Consider the following 17,971-nt stretch of genomic DNA (forward strand, 5'->3'; position numbering starts at 1 on the left):
ATGCCGCGCACCTTCGACATCACCCCGCTGCGATCGCTGGTAGCGGTCGCCTGCACAGGCGGCGTGCATCGCGCCGCCGCGTCGTTGATGATCACCCAATCGGCCGTCAGCCAGCACCTTCGCAAGCTGGAGAAGGAGGCCGGGGTCGCCCTGGTCAGTCGCGAGGGCCGGCGCATCGCCTTCACGCGCGACGGCGAGGAACTACTGGCCCATGCACGCGGCATCCTCGCCGCCCACGACGGAGCGGTAGCCCGATTCGATAAGAGTCCCGATACGGTCATCACCGTCGGCGCGGCGCAGAACAGTGCCGGCGTGATCCTCCCGGTAGCGGTCGCCCGGCTCCGCGAGGCCTTTCCCGACACCGAAGTACGCTTCCACCTCGACCGCAACGCCAACATCCGCTCGCTCTTGGAGTCCGGCCAGGTCGACATCGCAGTCACCACCCGGGTCGCACCCGAATTGTCCTTGCGCTCCTCGGGTTTCCGGCTGTGCTGGCTGTGGTCGGCCACCGCGGCCGCGCCGGCACCCGATGCCGCGGTACCACTCGTGGTGTTCTCGCCGCCGTGCACCCTGCGCCAGCCCAGCTTCGACGCGTTCAGCGTGTCCGGCCGGAGCTGGTCGGTCGCCGCAGAAATCAACGATCTCGCGACAGGACTCGACACGGTCCGCAGCGGGGCGGGCGCCATGCTCGTCCCCGTGCTCGATCGGCTGCCGGATGGGCTGATCGCCCTGCCCGGCGCGCCGAAACCGCCGCCCGTGCAGCTCGGCGTCGTCTACACCGATCGCACCCGGGTGGCCGTGCGCGACACCATCGCCGCCGTGCTCGCCGAGCATGTCGGCGACGACCGCGTCGAGCTCCTGCACAGCTCCGCATACCCGCTGTCGGCCATCTGAGCCGTCAGGCCAGCGCCAGAAACAGCTTGTCGAGCTTCTTCGAATCCACGCTGTCGACGCCCTCGGTGGCGATGCACTGCCGCAGCCCGGTGGACACCAGCGCGAACCCGCTGCGACTGAGCGCTTTGTTGACCGCGGCCAGCTGGGTGAGGACGTCTTCGCAGTCCTCCCCTTCCTCGAGCATGCGGATGACCGTCGCGAGATGGCCGTGCGCCCGCTTCATGCGGGTGACGATCGGCTTGGCGTCGTCCTGTTCGATCTTCATCAGGCCTCCCTGGGCATCGCGGTGACGGCATCGAGCATCGTCAGCAGGCGGTCGCGCGCGTCCTGAGCCACGCCGGTCAACTCGTCGTTGCCGGTGAACTCCGGCATGACCATCGGATCGAGCACGTCGATCACCGACCCGCTGTCGACGGCGGTGACGACGACGTTGCAGGGCAGCAGGGTCGCGATACGTGGGTCGATCTCCACCGCCTGATGCGCCAACTGCGGACGGCAGGCGCCCAGGATCACCTTCGGCGGCGTGTCCACGTCGAGCTTGGCCTTGAGCGTCGCGGCCATGTCGATCTCGGTGAGAATCCCGAACCCGACCTCAGCCAGCTCCTCTCGAACGCGACGGACGGTCTCGGCATACGTGTGCGGGACCGTCCTGGTGAGCGTGAATTCGGTCGACGGGGTGGCTTCAGACATCGAATATCTCCTCTTTTCCGGTTCTCGACTATCCTTGCATAACCCCCAGGGGGGATGCTAGCGTCGGCTTCGCCACATCCCCCCAGGGGGTTATGAACGGAGAAGAACCCATGCCCTTGCCGCGCACCACTGCATCCCGAGCCGAATCCGCCGACACCTCCGCGGCCCTCGGCCGGCTCGGGCGTCTCGGCCTCTGGGTGGTCGGCCACGGCAAGCTGGTCGCGGCAGTGTGGGTGCTCGTCGTGATCGGTCTCGGTGTCTTCGCGCCATCGGTCGAGAAGGAGTTGTCCGGCGCGGGCTGGCAGGCCGAGGGCTCGCAGTCGGTGCGGGTGCGCGACCTCGCGCAGAAACACTTCGGTGGCAACGCAAGTCACGCGATTCAGGTCGTGGTCCACACCACCGACGGCACTCTTACCCAGGGTGACGGCCCGCGGGTGATCGCGGCCACCGAGCGGCTGCTGCGGTCGGATTCGCGGATCTCCCAGGTCATCGCACCGACCCTCGGAGCCTCACTCAGCCCGGACGGCAGTACGGCGATCATCCTCGCCGGCGCGGGCGCCGATCCGAACGAGATGGTGCGGGCCGCAACCGATCTGGAGAAGCCGCTGCGCGCGCTGTCGAGTCCGACGGTCCAGGTCGACCCGACCGGATCGTCGACACTGTGGGCCGATTTCAACAAGGCCAACCTGTCGGCGATGCTCAAGTCCGAGATGCTGTCGTGGCCGGTGACCTTCGCGATCCTGCTGCTCGCCTTCGGCACGCTGGTCGCAGCCGGACTTCCGCTGCTACTGACGCTGGCCGGCCTGGTCGCGTCGGCCGGCTCGCTCGTACTGCTCAATCAGATTGCGCCGGTGTCGATCTGGGCGATGAACTTCGCGATGATGTTCTCGCTCGCGCTCGGCATCGACTACGCGTTGTTTCTCGTCGTCCGATACCGGGCGGCACGCGCCCGGCGCGGCGGATCCGTCGGGCAGGCGATCGCCGAGACGATGGATACCGCAGGCAAGGCGGTGCTGCTGTCCGGGGCGACCGTGCTGGTCTCGCTGTCGGCGGTGATGCTCGTACCGTCACCCGCGTTCCGGTCGATGGCCGGCGGCATCATGCTGTCCGTCGTCTTCGTCCTGGCTGCGACGCTCACCCTGCTGCCGCTGGTCCTCGCCAAGCTCGACCAGCGGATCAATCGCCTCGCGCTGCCCTGGGCGAGGATCGGCGAGCACCGCTCCCCGGCGTTCGCACGGTGGGGCGGGCAGCTGTGGCGTCACCCGGTCCGCTGGGGCGTCGGCGCGTTGCTCATCCTCGCAGCACTGGCCGCGCCGATCGTCGGAATAAAGACCTCGATGCCATCGATCAAGGTCCTGCCCGAGTCCGCAAGCGCCCGAGTGGGTTACGACGCGGTTCAACACGCATTCGGGCCGGGTGCACCCGGCACCCTGCAGATCATCGCGCGGAAGTCGGAGGCTGCGGCGACTGAACACATCCTCCGATCAGATGCGGGTATCGCCAGCACGATGCCGGCGATCGCGGCAATCAACGGCAGCGGTTTGTCGCTGATCACCGCCGTCCCGACGGTCGACCCGTCCGACCCGACCCTCGTCACCACCGTCGACCGATTGCGGGACGAGCTGCCGCCGGGCTCCCTGGTCGGCGGCGCGGCGGTGGAGAACATCGACCTGAAGAAGCAGCTCGATTCCTCGACGCCGGTGGTGATCTCGGTGGTCCTGGGCCTCGGCTTCATCCTGCTGCTGATCGCCCTGCGGGCACCGCTGATCGCTCTCATCGGCACGCTGCTGAGCCTGCTATCCACCGCCGCGGCCTTCGGCGTCGCGCGCCTGATCTTCCAGAACGGGATCGGCGAGTCGCTGCTCGGATTCGAGCATCAGGGATTCCTCGACGCCTGGGCTCCGGTGTTCTTCTTCGCGATGATCTTCGCGATCGCGTTGGACTACACCGTCTTCCTGCTGTCGTCGGCGAAGGAGCACTGGGAGAAGTCCGGCGACCCCCGCGCGGCCATGGTCGGCGCGGTCGCACATTCGGGCCGGGTCATCTTCGCCGCGGGCGGCGTCATGGTCGCCGTATTCTTCACATTCGCACTATCGGGACCGCTGCCGCCCAAGGAGATGGGCGTCATCCTCGGCGTCGCGGTGCTGCTCGACGCGTTCCTGGTGCGGCTGGTGCTGCTGCCGATCGCGCTGCGGATCGCTGGGCGCGCCGCCTGGGCATCCCCGCGCTGGCTGCGGCGGATCCTGCCGAACATCAGCTTCGCGCACGAGTGACGTTGCGGGCGGGCTGAATTCGCCAAACCATTCCTGCTACGGCTGTAACCAAACTACCGTGAGGGTAAGGCATTCAGCCCGCCGATCTCGTCTTGAGGTGATGTCGCCATGACAGCAACCGTTTCGTCCGACTCCGACCTGCGCAGCGGGTTCAGTTCGCTGTCCCGCGGCGGACTCGATCAACGCATGTTCCCGATGCGCCTGTTCACCAAGGGCAACGCGATGTTCTGGGATCCGTCGGCGATCGACTTCAGCCAAGACGCCGAGGACTGGCACACCCTCAGCGATGAGCAGCGCCGCAGCGCCACCTATCTGGTGTCGCAGTTCGTCGCCGGCGAGGAGTCGGTCACCGAGGACATCCAGCCGTTCATGCAGGCAATGGCCGCCGAGGGCCGGATCGCGGATGAGCTGTACCTCTCGCAGTTCTGCTTCGAGGAGGCCAAGCACACGCAGGGGTTCCGGCTGTGGATGGACGCCATCGGCCTGACCGACGACCTGCATCCGTACGTCTACGAGAACCCGCACTACCGCAAGATCTTCTATCAGGAGCAGCCCGCGACGCTGCGGGCGCTGGCCAGCGATCCGTCACCGGCCAATCAGGTCCGCGCCAGCGTCACCTACAACCACGTGGTCGAGGGCAGCCTGGCCCTCACCGGCTATTACGCCTGGCAGAAGATCTGCGTGGAGAACGACATCTTCCCCGGGATGCGCGAGCTGATCCGCAACATCAGCATCGACGAACGTCGACACATGGCGTGGGGCACCTTCACCTGCCGTCGACACGTCGCGGGCGACGACGCGCTGTGGGCGGTCGTCGGCGAGCGGATGGGCGAGATGCTGCCGCATGTCGCGAACATGATCACCTGGGTCAACGATCAGTTCGAGGACCCACCGTTCGGCTTCGACAACGACGAGTTCGTGCAGTACGCGGCCGACCGCGCGCAGCGCCGGCTCGGCGCGATCGAGTCCGCCCGCGGCCGGCCGGTCGCCGAGATCGACGTCGATTATTCGCCCGAGACCCTGGAGGACAAGTTCGGCGCCGAGGACCACGCCGTCATGACCGGCTAGGCCTCAGCGGCCGAGGAACTCGATCACCGCGCGCTCGAAGGCCTCCTTGGCCTCGATCATCACCCAGTGTCCGCAGTTGGGGAAGATGTGCAGCTCGGCGTTGGGAATCAGCCGCATCGGCATCAGCGCCATGTCCGGCGGGCTCACCCGGTCGTCGCGGCCCCAGGTCAGCAGCGTCGGGCAGGTGACCTTGTGCATCATCGCCCAGTAGGGCGGGATGTCCGCGGTGGCCAGGAACTTCTGCTGCATCTTCCACGCGGCCGAGCCGTACATCATCGCCGCGGTCTTGTGCGCGTCCGGATCGATCGCCGCCGCCCAGCGCTCTTCGATGAGTTCGTCGGTGACAAGATCCTTGTTCCACACCATCGAGTTGAGCCAGCGGACCAGCTTGTCCTTGTCCGGCGCGTCGGTGAACTCCTGCAGCAGCTGCAGGCCCTCGGTCGGGCTGGCGCTGAAGATGTTTCCGCCCACGCCGCCGATGGTCACGAGCTTGGCAACCCGTTCGGGGTTCTTGATCGCCAGGTTGACGCCGACGACGCCGCCCATCGAGTTGCCGATCATCTTCGCCTTCTCGATCCCGAGTCCGTCCATGAAGCGCAGCACCGAGCCGCCGGCGGTGAGCACCGGGTGGCCTTCGACCGCCTCGCTCACGCCGAAGCCCGGGAATTCCAGGATGTAGGTGTGAAAGTGCTCGGCGAAGACGCCCAGGTTGTTGCGGTAGTTCCGCCACCCGGTGACGCCTGGCCCCGAGCCGTGCAGCAGGATCAGCGGCTCGCCGCCCTTGTCTTCGCCCGCCTCGTGATAGACCAGCGTGCCCTCATCGGTCTTCAGTTCCTTCTTGGTGCCCTCATATGTCACGTCCACCGCCCCAGAATAGAACGTGTTCCAGTTTTGTGACAGCGCTCGGTACCGCGCAACGGAACATGCATTTCGGCGCCCGCTGAGGAGAAGTGCCCGCAGGTCGCGCCGAATCACTAGGGTCGAACGGCGTGACTGCACGTAGAACGTCGCGTATCGCATCGTTGCTCCTGGTGGCGGCGCTCATCGGAATTCTCACGGTGGCCGGCGGCTGGAACACCCGGGCCGCCGCCGCACCCGCGGACAACTGCACGCCGCCCGGCATCGCGTCGGCATCGGCGGCGCCGACGAACCTGGCCGCGGCCGAGACGGGCGCGGTCGACCGCTACACCACGCCCACGGTGACCCCCTTGGACCAGATCGACACCGCCGCTTTGGGTCTCAGCAAACCCGGGACGATCTCCGTCGGCACCCTCTCGGACGCCGGGCCCAGCATCTGCGTCAACGGCAAGGGCGTCTTCACCGGATTCGACAACGAACTCCTCAAGGCCATCGCCGACAAGCTGCACCTCAAGATCGAGTTCTCCGGTACCGAGTTCGCCGGGCTGCTGTCGCAGGTCGCGAACCACCGGTTCGATGTCGGCTCCTCGTCGATCACCACCACCGACGCCCGCCGCCAGACCGTCGCCTTCACCAACGGCTACGACTTCGGCTACTTCTCGTTGGTCGTGCCCACCGACGGATCGATCCACGGCTTCGGCCAGCTCGGCAAGTCCACCCGCATCGGCGTCGTGCAGGGGACCGTGCAGGACGACTACGTGGTCAACACCCTGCACCTGGATCCGGTGAAGTTCCCCGATTACGCCACCGCCTACGCGAATCTCAAGAGTGGCCTGATCGATGCCTGGGTGGCTCCGTCCGCACAGGCCGAGGGCGCCGTGAAGCCCGGCGACAACACGGCGATCGTCGAAAACACCTTCAGCGTCAACAATTTCGTCGCCTGGGCCGTCGCCAAGGACAACCCGCGCCTGGTCGACGCGCTCAACTCCGGACTGGACGCGATCATCGCCGACGGCACGTACGCCAAGCTCTACACCGACTGGGAGCCGCGCACGCTGCCGCCTGGCTGGAAGCCGGGCAGCAAGGCCGCGCCGATGCCGCAGTTCCCCGACTTCGCGAAGATCGCGGCCGAGCATGCCGCGACGCATCCCGGAAACCAGCCGGTCGCGCGGAAGAGCACGCTGCAGCAGCTCTCCGACACGTTCTTCGACTGGAGCCTGTACCGCCACGCGTTCCCCGACCTCATCAAAACCGGCCTGCCCAACACGCTCATCCTCGCGGTGGTCTCCGGCATCCTCGGCACGATCCTGGGCCTCTTGCTGGCCGTCGCGGGTATCTCCCGCTCCCGCTGGCTGCGATATCCGGCCCGGGTCTACACCGATATCTTCCGCGGACTGCCGGCGGTGGTCGTGATCCTGGTGATCGGCCTGGGCATCGGCCCGGTCGTCAAGGACATCACCGACAACAACCCGTACTGGCTGGGCGCGATCGCGCTGGGCCTGCTCGCCGCCGCATACATCGGCGAGATCTTCCGGTCCGGCATCCAGAGCGTCGAGGCCGGCCAGATGGAGGCTGCCCGGGCGATCGGCTTCAGCTACCGCCAGTCGATGAGTCTGGTGGTGATCCCGCAGGGCGTGCGCCGGGTGCTGCCCGCCCTGATGAATCAGTTCATCAGCCTCATCAAGGACAGCTCGCTGATCTACTTCCTGGGCCTGCTCGCCAGCCAGCGCGAGCTGTTCGCGGTCGGGCGCGATCTGAACGCGCAGACCGGCAACCTTTCTCCGCTCGTGGCCGCCGGAATCATGTACCTGGTGTTGACGATTCCGCTGACCCATCTCGTCAACTACATCGACAAACGGCTGCGCACCGGCAGACCCGAGGCCGCCGATCCGAGCTCACCGATCGAACTCGCCGTGGAGAAGGGATGAGTACCGTGAATAGTCCTGCTTCCCAGCCTGTTTCGCTCACGGGCACCGATCTGCACCTGTCCTTCGGCAAGAATCACGTCCTGCGGGGCGTCGACATCCAGGTCGACGCCGGAACGACGACCACCGTCATCGGGCCGTCCGGGTCGGGCAAATCGACGCTGCTGCGGGTGCTCAACCGGCTGCACGAACCCGATCGCGGCGACATCCTGCTCGACGGCCGATCGGTGCTGGGAGACAACCCCGACGAGCTGCGCCGCCGCATCGGGATGGTCTTCCAGCATTTCAATCTGTTCCCGCACAAGACCGTCGCCGACAACGTCGCCCTGGGGCCCCGGAAGCTGCGCGGGCTGGGCAAGGAGGAGGCGCGCGCCCTGGCGTTGCAGCAGTTGGAGGTCGTCGGACTCGGCGGCAAGGCCGATTCACGCCCGGCCAACCTGTCCGGCGGCCAGCAGCAGCGCGTCGCCATCGCCCGCGCACTCGCGATGTCGCCGCAGGTGATGTTCTTCGACGAGGCGACCTCGGCGCTCGATCCCGAGCTGGTCAAGGGCGTGCTGGCGCTGATGACGGACCTCGCGACCCAGGGCATGACGCTGGTCGTGGTGACCCACGAAATGGGCTTCGCACGAACTGTTTCCGACAGCGTGCTGTTCATGGATCAGGGCGCTGTGGTCGAGACCGGACAGCCGGAGAAGATCTTCGAATCCGCCGAATCGGCTCGGCTGCGAACCTTTTTGGCGCAGGTTCTCTGAATCCCGTTCCCGCCGCGGCATATAACAATTTCGACAATCCGGAGAAACGTCTCGGCCAACTCGGCAGATATTGAACCCGAACGTCGGCACACTGTACGGCGTGACGTATTCCAGATTCGTCGCGATCGGTGATAGTCAGACCGAAGGCATGGGCGACGGCGATGATCGGGCCGGATACCGCGGATGGGCGGACCGGCTCGCGGATCGGATCGCGTGCGTCAATCCCGAACTGCTGTACGCGAATCTGGCCGTACGCGGCAAGACGACCCGCGATGCCCGCATCGATCAACTGGAACCGGCGCTGGAGCTGCACCCCGACCTGATCGCCGCGCCGCTCGGCATGAACGACGTGATCGGCCGGCATGACCTCGACGAGGTCGAGCGCGACCTGCACTACATCTATCGGCGCCTCGCCGAATCCGGTGCCACGGTATTGATTCCGACCTATCCGAACGTCGTGCGAACCATTCCGGTGGCGCGGCGGGTCGAGCCATGGCTGCTGCGGCTGAACCAGGTGATGCGCGACTATGCCGACGAATTCGGTTTCGTGCTGGTGGATCTGTATGCCGCCCCGGTGTTCATCGATCTGCGCGCGTGGTCACGCGACCGACTCCACGCCTCGCCGTTGGGTCACGATCGATTCGCAGCGGCCGCCGCGTATGCCCTCGGCCTTCCCGGTAGCGACCCGAATTGGGCTGTCCCGCAGCCGGGTTCACCCCGCAATGCGCGAGTCACCGAGCTTCTCCGGGACGCCCGGTGGGCGGTGGAGTTCTTCACGCCGTGGGTAATTCGCACGGTGCGCGGGGTGTCGATGGGCGATGGTCGGGCCCCCAAACGCCCCGCGCTCGAACCGGTGATCAGCTGCCAGCCGGTGGCCGGCTGAGTCACAACAACCTCACAGCCTGGCCGCATGTCCAGGTCGTACCATGGGCTAGGTGCCATACTCTCGATTCGTCGCCATAGGCGACAGCCAGACCGAGGGCATGTGCGACGGAGATGATCGGGCAGGCTACCGGGGCTGGGCCGATCGATTGGCCGCGCGCATAGCCCAGGTCAACCCGGACCTGCTCTACGCGAATCTCGCGATCCGCGGCAAGAACACGCGCAATGTCCTCGCCGAGCAGCTGGAGCCGGCACTTGCACTCGAGCCGGATCTCATCGCAGCACCGCTCGGGATGAACGACGTCATCGGCCGCATCGAGCTCGCCGATGTCGAGCGTGACCTGCGCGCCATCTACTCACGGCTCGCGGAATCCGGTGCGACCGTGCTGATCTCGACCTTCCCGAACATGCGCGACACCAATCCGTTCGGCAGGCGGTTCGAGCACAGGCTGTTACAGATCAACCAGATGATGCGCGACTTCGCCGAGGAATTCAGTTTCGTCCTCGCCGATCTGCACGCTGCACCCGTGCTGACCGATCGGCGGTCGTGGTCGCAGGACTACCTGCATGCCTCACCGTCAGGGCACGATCGATTCGCCGCCGGTGCGGCCTACGCGCTGGGCCTACCGGGCAGTGACCCGGATTGGGGTGCGCGGCACGGTGATCCGAAGAGTCGCAACGCGCTCGTCGGCGTGGTACAGGACGTCCGCTGGCTGGTCGTGTTCCTGACCCCCTGGCTCATCCGGAAGGTGCGCGGCATCTCACTTGGGGACGGCCGCACGCCCAAACGCCCTGACCTGCAGCCCGTGCTCGGCTCGGCGTTCCCGCCGCTCTGACGGGGATTCGCGGCACTCAACAGCGAATCACCTCCGCCATCTCAGCGCTCAGTAGCCCGGCGGCGGGTTCCCCGGCAGCACCGGCGGCGCGTCATCTGGCGCGACAAAGGCACCGATCTGGCGGAACAAGGTGTCGCCGCCGTTGACGTACGAGCCGTCTGGACCGAGCAGCAGCGTAGAGATGTATGAGATCGCGACCGCGCCGTTGCGGAAATGCATGTCGACGCTGGCCGGCACAAGTGTCTGCTCCCCTGACGACGAAATCCGCGCCGCTTTCGTGGATCTGCGCCAGTTGCAGTCGGCGCGCATGCATGAACGCGGCGCGGATTTCGCCAGGGCGACTTCAGATTTCGCTAGCGCAACTTCAGTCCTGGCCGACAACGCTCAGCAGGCCGCCGATGAGCGAGGCGTTCTTGAAGAACTGGATCCGCTGCATGGCCTGCATCTGCGGATCCTCGATCTCCCAGAAGCGGTGCCCGGCGAGCGTTGTCGGGATCAGCGAGCCGACGAGCGCCAGCGCGGCCAACTTCGGCTTGATCCCGAGCGCGAGCGCCGAACCGGCGCCGACCTGTACGACTGCATTGACCAGCACCAATTTCTCGGGATCGGTGAGCTGCGACGGCACCGTGTCCGGCAGCTGCTCCGTCAGCGGCTCGACCATGCCGGCCGCGTGCGAGGGATTCTGCAGGTGATTCACCCCGGCCGAGACGAAGATCGATGCCAGCAGCGGACGAGCGACGATACGGGTGAGCTTCATGCGGACCTCCTGTTTGTGAGCTACGCGTACCAACCTAGCGCTATCGCGAGACGGCAATCGGCCCGGTTCCCCTGATGGGGAACCGGGCCGATTAGACCGAATTACCGATTAGCTCAGCAATTTTGACTCACTTGAGCTTCTCGCCCTTCGAGGCCTTCTCGACCAGCGAGGCCGGTGGCTCGAAGTGCGAACCGTACTTCGACGCCAGGTCACGGGCCCGGTCGACGAAGCCCTGCAGGCCGCCCTCGTACTGGTTGATGTACTGGACGACGCCGCCGGTCCAGGCCGGGAACCCGATACCGAAGATCGAGCCGATGTTGGCATCCGGAATCGAGGTGAGCACGCCCTCGTCGAAGCACTTGACAGTCTCCAGCGCCTCGGCGAAGAGCATGCGCTCCTTCATGTCCTCCAGCGGGATCTCGACGCTGCCCGACTTGAAATGGTCGCGCAGGCCCGGCCACAGCAGGTCGCGCTTGCCATCGGTGTAGTCGTAGAAGCCCTTGCCGTCCTTCTTGCCGGTGCGGCCCTCCTCGACCAGCCAGTCGATGACCGCATAGGAACCGTGCTGCGGGAACTCCTTGCCCTCGGCCTTGGCCGCCGCTTCGGTCTCCTTGCGGATCTTCTGCGGCAGGGTCAGCGTCAGCTCGTCCATCAGCTGCAGCGGCGCGGCCGGGTAGCCGGCCTGGGTGCCCGCGTGTTCGATGAACGCCGGCTCGATGCCCTCACCGACGGCCGCGACGGCCTCGTTGATGAAGGTGCCGATGACGCGGCTGGTGAAGAACCCGCGGCTGTCGTTGACGACGATCGGGGTCTTGCGGATCTGCAGCGTGTAGTCGATGACCTTCGCCAGTACCGCGTCAGACGTCTTGGCGCCCTTGATGATCTCCACCAGCGGCATCTTGTCGACCGGCGAGAAGAAGTGGATGCCGATGAAGTCCTCGGCCCGCTTCACGCCCTCGGCCAGGATGGTGATCGGCAGGGTCGAGGTGTTCGAGCCCAGCACTGCATCCGGCTCGACGATGTCCTCGATCTCCTGGAACACCTTGTTCTTGACCTCGACCGACTCGAACGCGGCCTCGATCACGAAGTCGACGCCCTTGAAATCGGCGGGATCGACGGTCGGGGTGATCCGCGCCAGCAGCGCGTCCGACTTCTCCTTGGTGGTCTTGCCCCGCGAAAGCGCCTTCTCCTCAAGCTTTTCGGAGTAGCCCTTGCCCCGCTTGGCAGCCTCGATGTCGATGTCCTTGAGGACGACCTCGATGCCGGCCTTCGCCGAGACGTACGCGATGGCCGCGCCCATCATGCCGGCGCCGATGACGCCGACCTTCTTGGCCGTGTACTTGTCGTAGCCCTCGGGCCGCGAGCCACCACCGTTGATGTGCTGCAGGTCGAAGAAGAACGCCTTGATCATGTTCTGCGCGACCTGACCGGTGACCAGCGAGACGAAGTAGCGGGTCTCGATGATGTCGGCGGTGTCGACGTCGACGTACGCGCCCTCGATGGCCGCGGCGAGGATCGCCCGTGGGGCCGGCATGTTGGCGCCCTTGATCTGCTTGCGCAGGATGGCCGGGAACGCCGGCAGGTTGGCGGCCACGGCCGGACTGGTGGGAGCGCCGCCGGGGATCTTGTAGCCCTTGACGTCCCAGGGCTGCTGAGCCTCGGGGTTCTCGGCGATCCACTTCTTGGCGGCCGGGATGAGCTCGTCGACGGTGCCGACGACCTCGTCGATGAGGCCCATCTCCTTGGCCTTGGCCGGCTTCAGCCGCGGGCCCTGCAGCAGTACGCCCATCAGCGCGTTCTGGAAGCCCAGGAGCCGCACGGTGCGAACCACGCCGCCGCCACCGGGGAGCAGACCCAGGGTGACCTCGGGGAGGCCGAGCTGGTTGCCCTTGACGTCGGCCGCGATGCGGTGGTGGGTGTGCAGCGTGAGCTCCAGGCCACCGCCGAGAGCGGCGCCATTGATCGCCGAAACCACCGGCTTGCCAAGGGTTTCCAGGCGCCGCAGCACCTTCTTCATCCCGTTGGTGCGCTCGGTGATCTGAGTCGCGATCTCCTGCTTGGTCTGCGTCCGCTCGGCGGTCATGTCCTTGAGGTCGCCGCCGGCGAAGAAGGTCTTCTTCGCCGAGGTCAGGACGACACCGGTGATGTCGTCCTTCTCCGCCTCGAGACGATCGACGGTCGCGGCGATCGAGTCCATGAACGTCTGGTTCATGGTGTTGGCGCCCTGGGACTTGTCGTCCATGGTCAGGATAACGACGCCGTCCGCGTCCTTCTCCCACACAATCATGTTGTCAGTCATAGCTTTTCAGTGATTCTTTCTGTGTGATCTTGCGGCTCAGAGGCGTTCGATGACAGTCGCGACGCCCATGCCGCCGCCGATACAGAGGGTGACCAGGCCGTAGCGCCCGCCGGTGCGCTCGAGCTCGTCGAGGCAGGTGCCCAGGATCATCGCGCCGGTGGCACCGAGCGGGTGGCCCATGGCGATGGCGCCACCGTTGACGTTGACCTTGCTGTGCGGGATGCCCAGGTCCTTCTCCCACTTCATGACGACCGACGCGAAAGCCTCGTTGAGCTCGTAGACGTCGATGTCCTCGGTGGTGAGGCCGGCCTTCTTCAGCGCCAGCTCGGTGGCCGGGGTGGGGCCGGTGAGCATGATCGACGGCTCGCTGCCGATCTCGGCGAACGTGACGATGCGGCCGCGCGGGGCCAGGCCGTTACGCTTGCCCGCCTCCTCGTTACCGATCAGCACCAGGCCGGAGCCATCGACGATGCCGGAGCTGTTGCCGCCGGTGTGCACGTGGTTGACCTTCTCCACCTGCGGGTACTTCTGCATCACCACATCGTCGAAACCGGCCATGTCGGCCAGGCCCTGGAACGCCGGCTTGAGCTTGCCGAGCTGCTCGACGGTGGTGCCGGGGCGCATGTGCTCGTCATGGTCGAGGACCACGACGCCGTTGATGTCGGTGACCGGGATGACCGACTTCGCGAAAAGCCCTGCCTCCCAAGCCTTGGCGGCACGCGCCTGCGACTCGGCGGCGAACGCGTCGACGTCCTCGCGGCTGAAGCCCTCCATGGTGGCGATCAGGTCGGCACCGATGCCCTGCGGGGCGATGTAGTTGTCGTATGCGGTGGCCGGGTCCATGAACAGGGCGCCGCCGTCGGAGCCCATCGGCACGCGCGACATCGACTCCACACCACCGGCGAGCACCAGGTCATCGAAGCCCGAGGCGACCTTGGCGGCGGCCAGGTTGACGGCCTCCAGGCCGGACGCGCAGAAGCGGTTGATCTGGGTACCGGGGACGCTCTGACCGAGGCCCGACACGAGCGCTGCGGTACGCGCGATGACCGCGCCCTGCTCGCCGACCGGCGAGACGACACCGAGCACCACGTCGTTGACGTCGGTGGGATCGAGGCTGCCGTGACGCGCCAACAGATCCTTGATCAGTCCCGAAACCAGGTCGATCGGCTTGACACTGTGCAGCGCGCCGCCGCGCTGCTTGCCACGAGGCGTCCGAACGGCCTCGTAGATGAACGCATCACTCATTGCGATGTCCTTTCGCATGTATTCCGCTGAAGATCGGCGTTGTGCCGGTTCGCAGACGCCGCCCCACGGAGGGGCCCGAAGGGGGCGTGCGGTACCAGGCTAACGCGCCATAACTTATTTGGCTATACCCCCTGATCAACATGCTGGGCGAGCGCCGAAGATTGCGCTAGGGTGCATTCACAATGTCTCCAGAATCCGGCGCCGCTCCGGCGACCTCATCGGTCACCGCATCCGGCCGCGCCCGCCCGGCCGACCGGCGTGCGCGGCTGATCAGCCATGCCACCGGGCTGTTTCTGGAGAAGGGATATTCGCAGGTATCGATGGCCGACATCGCCCGCGCCGCCGGGGTCACCGCACCCGCGCTCTATCGGCATTTCGCCGACAAGCAGGACACCCTGGCGGCCGCGGTGCTCGCCGGCGTCGAGGATCTCGAGGCCTGCACCGACGCGGCGCTCGCGCCCCGAGCCGACGGCACCGCGCCGTCCCGAGACCAGATCGTCGACACCATCGCCGGGCTGGCGGTGCACCGGCCGGACGCGGCCGTGCTCTGGCGCTGGAACAGCGACTTCCTCTCCGACAAGCAGAACGTCGAGGTCGCCCGGCGTACGCGCGCGGTGCTGACCCGCTGGGCCGACGCCCTGCTGCACGACCGTCCCGAACTCCAGTCGCGCACCTGCGAGCAGCTCGCCTGGGCGATCCTGTCGGTCACCGGCAGCCTCACCGTGCACGGCACCCGCATTCCGGCGTCCCGTGCTCGGGCGATGATCGCCGCCACCGTGGTGCGGCTGCTCGAACTCGACCCGACCGACATTCCGCCGCTGGCCGATTCGCCCATCGCGCACCCCAGCCCCGCCGGACGTCGCGACGAGATCATGGATGCCGCCTCGGATCTGTTCCGGCTGCGCGGCTTCGCCGACGTCGGGGTGGACGAGATCGGTGCAGCAGTCGGAATCTCCGGACCCAGTGTGTACAAACACTTTTCGAACAAGGCCGAGATCCTGCTGTCGATCTCGCGGCGCAACGCCAGCCGTCTCGACGCCACGGTTATCGCGGCGTATTCGCAGACCAGCGATCCGGCCGACCGCCTGCGTGCGCTGGTCGACAGCTATGTCCAGGTCCTCACCGCGACACCCGATCTCACCGTGTCGTTCAGCAACCGGGCCGCGCTGCACGACGTTCCGGCGGCCGCCGATCTGGTCACGGTGCAGCGCACCTATGTCCGCCGCTGGATCGACCTCTACGGCCTACTGCACCCCGAGCTCACCGAGGCCGAGCGAGCCGTGTCGGTGCACGCCGCGCTGACCATCGTGAACGATGCGATGCGGGTGCGTCGCAACTGGCGCCGGGTCGACGACGGTGTGCTGCGCGGCGCACAGATCAGCGGGACTCTCGCATACCTGGCCAAAGGCGCCCTCGGTATTGCAAGCTAGATCGATGGACGATCGCCCCGATCCAGCCACCGTCGCCGCCCACGAGCTCGACCCCGACAAGCTGCTGAGCCAGCTCAACGGCTGCACCGGGGCCCCGCAATACTCCCGCAACGACGCCACCGCGATGGTGGGCATCGACCCCGAGCGATCCGAGCGCGTCTGGAGCGCATTCGGCTTCTCGCACAACGACCCGGACGCCAAAGTCCTCACCGACGACGACGTGCAGGCGCTCGCACTGATGTCGATGATCGACAACTCCCAGCCCGAGCGCATGGCGCTGGAGGTCGCGATGGCGCGATCGATCGGCCAGACCATGTCGCGACTGGCCGACTGGGAAGCCTCCCAATTCGCCGAGGTACTCAGCGATCCGAACGTAGACGTATCGATGTCCCAGATCGTCACCGCGATCGAGCGCATCCATAGCCTGATCTGGCGGCGTCATTTTGCAGCCGCCATCACCAGTCTCGCCGCGACGGTCGACCCCGACCATCGAACGCAGTCGATCGGGTTCGCCGACCTGGTCGGGTACACCAGCCTGTCGCGTCGCGTCGGGCTCGCCGAGCTCAGCGATCTACTGGAAACCTTTGAGACCCATGCGCATCGGGCGATCGTGCAGGCCGGCGGAACCGTGGTGAAGACGATCGGCGACGAGATCATGTACTCCGCGGAGACTGCGAACACGGCCGCCGAAATCGCCATGCAGCTGCAGCAGATCCCCGACCAGCACGACCTGCCGCAGCTGCGCGGCGGCGTGGCGACCGGCAAGGTGCTGTCGCGATTCGGCGACGTGTTCGGCGAGCCGGTCAACATCGCCGCGCGGCTCACCGGCTCGGCGCGGCCCGGAACCGTGCTGGTCGACAAGGCCTGCGCCGATGCCATCACCGACCCTCGCTTCAAGCTGCGCTCGATCCCGCCGCTCAGCGTCCGCGGGTACCGCCGACTGTCGGCGCGGGTGCTCAGCTATGCCCGGTCCCCGGAACTGGAAGGCTCTAAGTAATTACCGACTATCGCGGCTGCGGATATGGGATCTGATTCGCGATCGCGTCGCGCATGTCGGTCACGATCTTCGGTTCCGGGCCGCCGGAGCTGAATACATTGTCGTCGAGGGGCCGGTCGCCGAAGTTCGGCACCAGCGTGTACCAGTTCTCGGCCGGAAGATACTTGGTGGCGAACAGGTAATGCTTCCCGGTCACCAACGGTTCGTCGCCGTTGACCACCACGAGAGCTCTCCGCACGTTGTCGTGCCCGCCCTGTTGGTTCACCGTTATCATTTCTCGCGCATCGCCTTTCAGTGAATCCACTACCTGGACTCGGTACTGGGTCTCCGGAAGCGACCCCAGTGACTTGTCGTCGATCTGGATGAGCACTCGGCCGACGAATATCGCATCAGTCGCCCCGGCAAGGTTCCGCATATCACTCATATCGATCGGAAAGTCAGCTGTCGCGGGGACCGTGGAGACCGTCGGACTGCCCATGGATTCATCAGTGGCGACACCCCTCTCCCAATACGCCGACCCGGCGGCAACCGACGTGGGAGCAGCTGCACCATCGCGCCCGGACTGCGAACACCCGGCTACGAGCAAGATCGCCATCATCGGCGTCAGCGCGGCGAATCGACGCATACGACGTCCTCGATTTCAGTTCGTCAGCGATCTCTGGAGAATACTTAGCGCATCTACGCGTATGTCCGTTATGCCGATAATCACGGATCTCTTTCAACCCGGCCGACTAGGGCGTGTCTCCTAATGATTGGGTGATCGGTCGCTGATGATCGGTGGATGAGTTCTAGGTGTGAGTCGCTCAGTGATGCGCAGTGGGAGCGGATCGAGCCGTTGTTGCCGTCAAACGTTGGGCGGCAAGGGCGTCCGTTCTGCAACAACCGGCAGGTTGTCGAAGCGATCATCTATCGATACCGGACCGGGATTCCGTGGCGTGACCTGCCGTCGGAGGTGTTCGGGCCATGGCAGACGGTGTGGAAACGGCACCGCCGTTACGCCGAGGACGGCACCTGGGACATCGTTCTTGCCGAGGTACTGGCCGATGCTGACGCGGCCGGGAAGAT

General features: G+C 66.2%; 18 protein-coding genes. 10 read left to right on the plus strand and 8 right to left on the minus strand.

Annotated features, from left to right (window positions below; translation table 11 throughout):
* On the plus strand, positions 1–894 hold the full coding sequence (locus G341_RS21195) for a LysR family transcriptional regulator (RefSeq protein WP_043450789.1): 894 nt from the start codon (positions 1–3) through the stop codon (positions 892–894).
* Between the two features lie 4 nt (positions 895–898).
* Here the strand turns inward: G341_RS21195 and G341_RS0106045 are convergent, their stop codons facing one another.
* Together G341_RS0106045 and G341_RS0106050 are read right to left on the minus strand one after the other, a co-directional pair.
* The gene (locus G341_RS0106045; RefSeq protein ID WP_018178217.1) at positions 899–1,159 is read right to left on the minus strand and encodes a metal-sensitive transcriptional regulator; all 261 of its coding nucleotides are present in this window, start codon (positions 1,157–1,159) and stop codon (positions 899–901) included.
* Positions 1,159–1,584, minus strand: coding sequence for a DUF302 domain-containing protein (locus G341_RS0106050; protein WP_018178218.1), 426 nt, complete (start codon positions 1,582–1,584; stop codon positions 1,159–1,161). The genes G341_RS0106045 and G341_RS0106050 overlap by 1 nt, the downstream gene beginning before the upstream one ends.
* Positions 1,585–1,694: 110 nt before the next feature.
* Between G341_RS0106050 and G341_RS0106055 the strand changes: the two genes are divergently transcribed.
* A complete protein-coding gene (locus G341_RS0106055; RefSeq protein ID WP_026303303.1) occupies positions 1,695–3,857 on the plus strand; it encodes an MMPL family transporter in 2,163 nt (720 codons plus the stop codon).
* Between the two features lie 108 nt (positions 3,858–3,965).
* The gene (locus G341_RS0106060) at positions 3,966–4,925 is read left to right on the plus strand and encodes a R2-like ligand-binding oxidase (protein ID WP_018178220.1); all 960 of its coding nucleotides are present in this window, start codon (positions 3,966–3,968) and stop codon (positions 4,923–4,925) included.
* 3 nt (positions 4,926–4,928) lie between these two features.
* Here the strand turns inward: G341_RS0106060 and G341_RS0106065 are convergent, their stop codons facing one another.
* Positions 4,929–5,789 carry an alpha/beta fold hydrolase gene (locus tag G341_RS0106065; RefSeq protein WP_018178221.1) on the minus strand — a complete coding sequence of 287 codons (861 nt, stop codon included), beginning with the start codon at positions 5,787–5,789 and terminating at the stop codon, positions 4,929–4,931.
* 167 nt (positions 5,790–5,956) lie between these two features.
* On the opposite strand from G341_RS0106065, the gene G341_RS0106070 reads away from it, so the two are divergent.
* From G341_RS0106070 to G341_RS0106085, 4 genes are all read left to right on the plus strand, one after another.
* A complete protein-coding gene (locus tag G341_RS0106070) occupies positions 5,957–7,711 on the plus strand; it encodes an ABC transporter substrate-binding protein/permease (RefSeq protein WP_018178222.1) in 1,755 nt (584 codons plus the stop codon).
* On the plus strand, positions 7,708–8,460 hold the full coding sequence (locus tag G341_RS0106075) for an amino acid ABC transporter ATP-binding protein (protein WP_018178223.1): 753 nt from the start codon (positions 7,708–7,710) through the stop codon (positions 8,458–8,460). Before G341_RS0106070 ends, G341_RS0106075 begins: the two co-directional genes overlap by 4 nt.
* 100 nt (positions 8,461–8,560) lie before the next feature.
* Complete coding sequence (locus tag G341_RS0106080) at positions 8,561–9,343, plus strand: SGNH/GDSL hydrolase family protein (protein ID WP_043450791.1); 783 nt, start codon at positions 8,561–8,563, stop codon at positions 9,341–9,343.
* Between the two features lie 52 nt (positions 9,344–9,395).
* A complete protein-coding gene (locus G341_RS0106085; protein ID WP_026303304.1) occupies positions 9,396–10,178 on the plus strand; it encodes an SGNH/GDSL hydrolase family protein in 783 nt (260 codons plus the stop codon).
* 48 nt (positions 10,179–10,226) lie between these two features.
* Here the strand turns inward: G341_RS0106085 and G341_RS0106090 are convergent, their stop codons facing one another.
* The 4 genes from G341_RS0106090 to G341_RS0106105 all read right to left on the minus strand — a co-directional run bounded on the left by G341_RS0106090 (position 10,227) and on the right by G341_RS0106105 (position 14,479).
* On the minus strand, positions 10,227–10,415 hold the full coding sequence (locus G341_RS0106090) for a hypothetical protein (protein ID WP_018178226.1): 189 nt from the start codon (positions 10,413–10,415) through the stop codon (positions 10,227–10,229).
* Between the two features lie 127 nt (positions 10,416–10,542).
* Positions 10,543–10,935, minus strand: coding sequence for a DoxX family protein (locus G341_RS21200; RefSeq protein ID WP_018178227.1), 393 nt, complete (start codon positions 10,933–10,935; stop codon positions 10,543–10,545).
* 127 nt (positions 10,936–11,062) lie between these two features.
* Positions 11,063–13,234, minus strand: coding sequence for a 3-hydroxyacyl-CoA dehydrogenase NAD-binding domain-containing protein (locus G341_RS0106100; RefSeq protein ID WP_018178228.1), 2,172 nt, complete (start codon positions 13,232–13,234; stop codon positions 11,063–11,065).
* A 36-nt stretch (positions 13,235–13,270) separates the two neighbouring features.
* Positions 13,271–14,479: an acetyl-CoA C-acetyltransferase gene (locus G341_RS0106105; RefSeq protein WP_026303305.1), complete on the minus strand. Its 1,209-nt coding sequence runs from the start codon at positions 14,477–14,479 to the stop codon at positions 13,271–13,273.
* A 182-nt stretch (positions 14,480–14,661) separates the two neighbouring features.
* Between G341_RS0106105 and G341_RS24270 the strand changes: the two genes are divergently transcribed.
* Positions 14,662–15,909: a TetR/AcrR family transcriptional regulator gene (locus G341_RS24270; protein ID WP_018178230.1), complete on the plus strand. Its 1,248-nt coding sequence runs from the start codon at positions 14,662–14,664 to the stop codon at positions 15,907–15,909.
* Between the two features lie 4 nt (positions 15,910–15,913).
* Complete coding sequence (locus G341_RS21205) at positions 15,914–16,906, plus strand: adenylate/guanylate cyclase domain-containing protein (RefSeq protein ID WP_018178231.1); 993 nt, start codon at positions 15,914–15,916, stop codon at positions 16,904–16,906.
* A 7-nt stretch (positions 16,907–16,913) separates the two neighbouring features.
* Here the strand turns inward: G341_RS21205 and G341_RS21210 are convergent, their stop codons facing one another.
* On the minus strand, positions 16,914–17,330 hold the full coding sequence (locus G341_RS21210; protein ID WP_155826804.1) for a hypothetical protein: 417 nt from the start codon (positions 17,328–17,330) through the stop codon (positions 16,914–16,916).
* 357 nt (positions 17,331–17,687) lie between these two features.
* Between G341_RS21210 and G341_RS0106125 the strand changes: the two genes are divergently transcribed.
* Positions 17,688–17,971 (plus strand): transposase (locus G341_RS0106125; RefSeq protein WP_018177401.1); only part of this gene is annotated, 284 nt, incomplete at its 3' end.

The sequence above is a fragment of the Jongsikchunia kroppenstedtii DSM 45133 genome (assembly GCF_000380485.1).
GTDB classification, from domain to species: Bacteria; Actinomycetota; Actinomycetes; order Mycobacteriales; family Mycobacteriaceae; genus Jongsikchunia; species Jongsikchunia kroppenstedtii.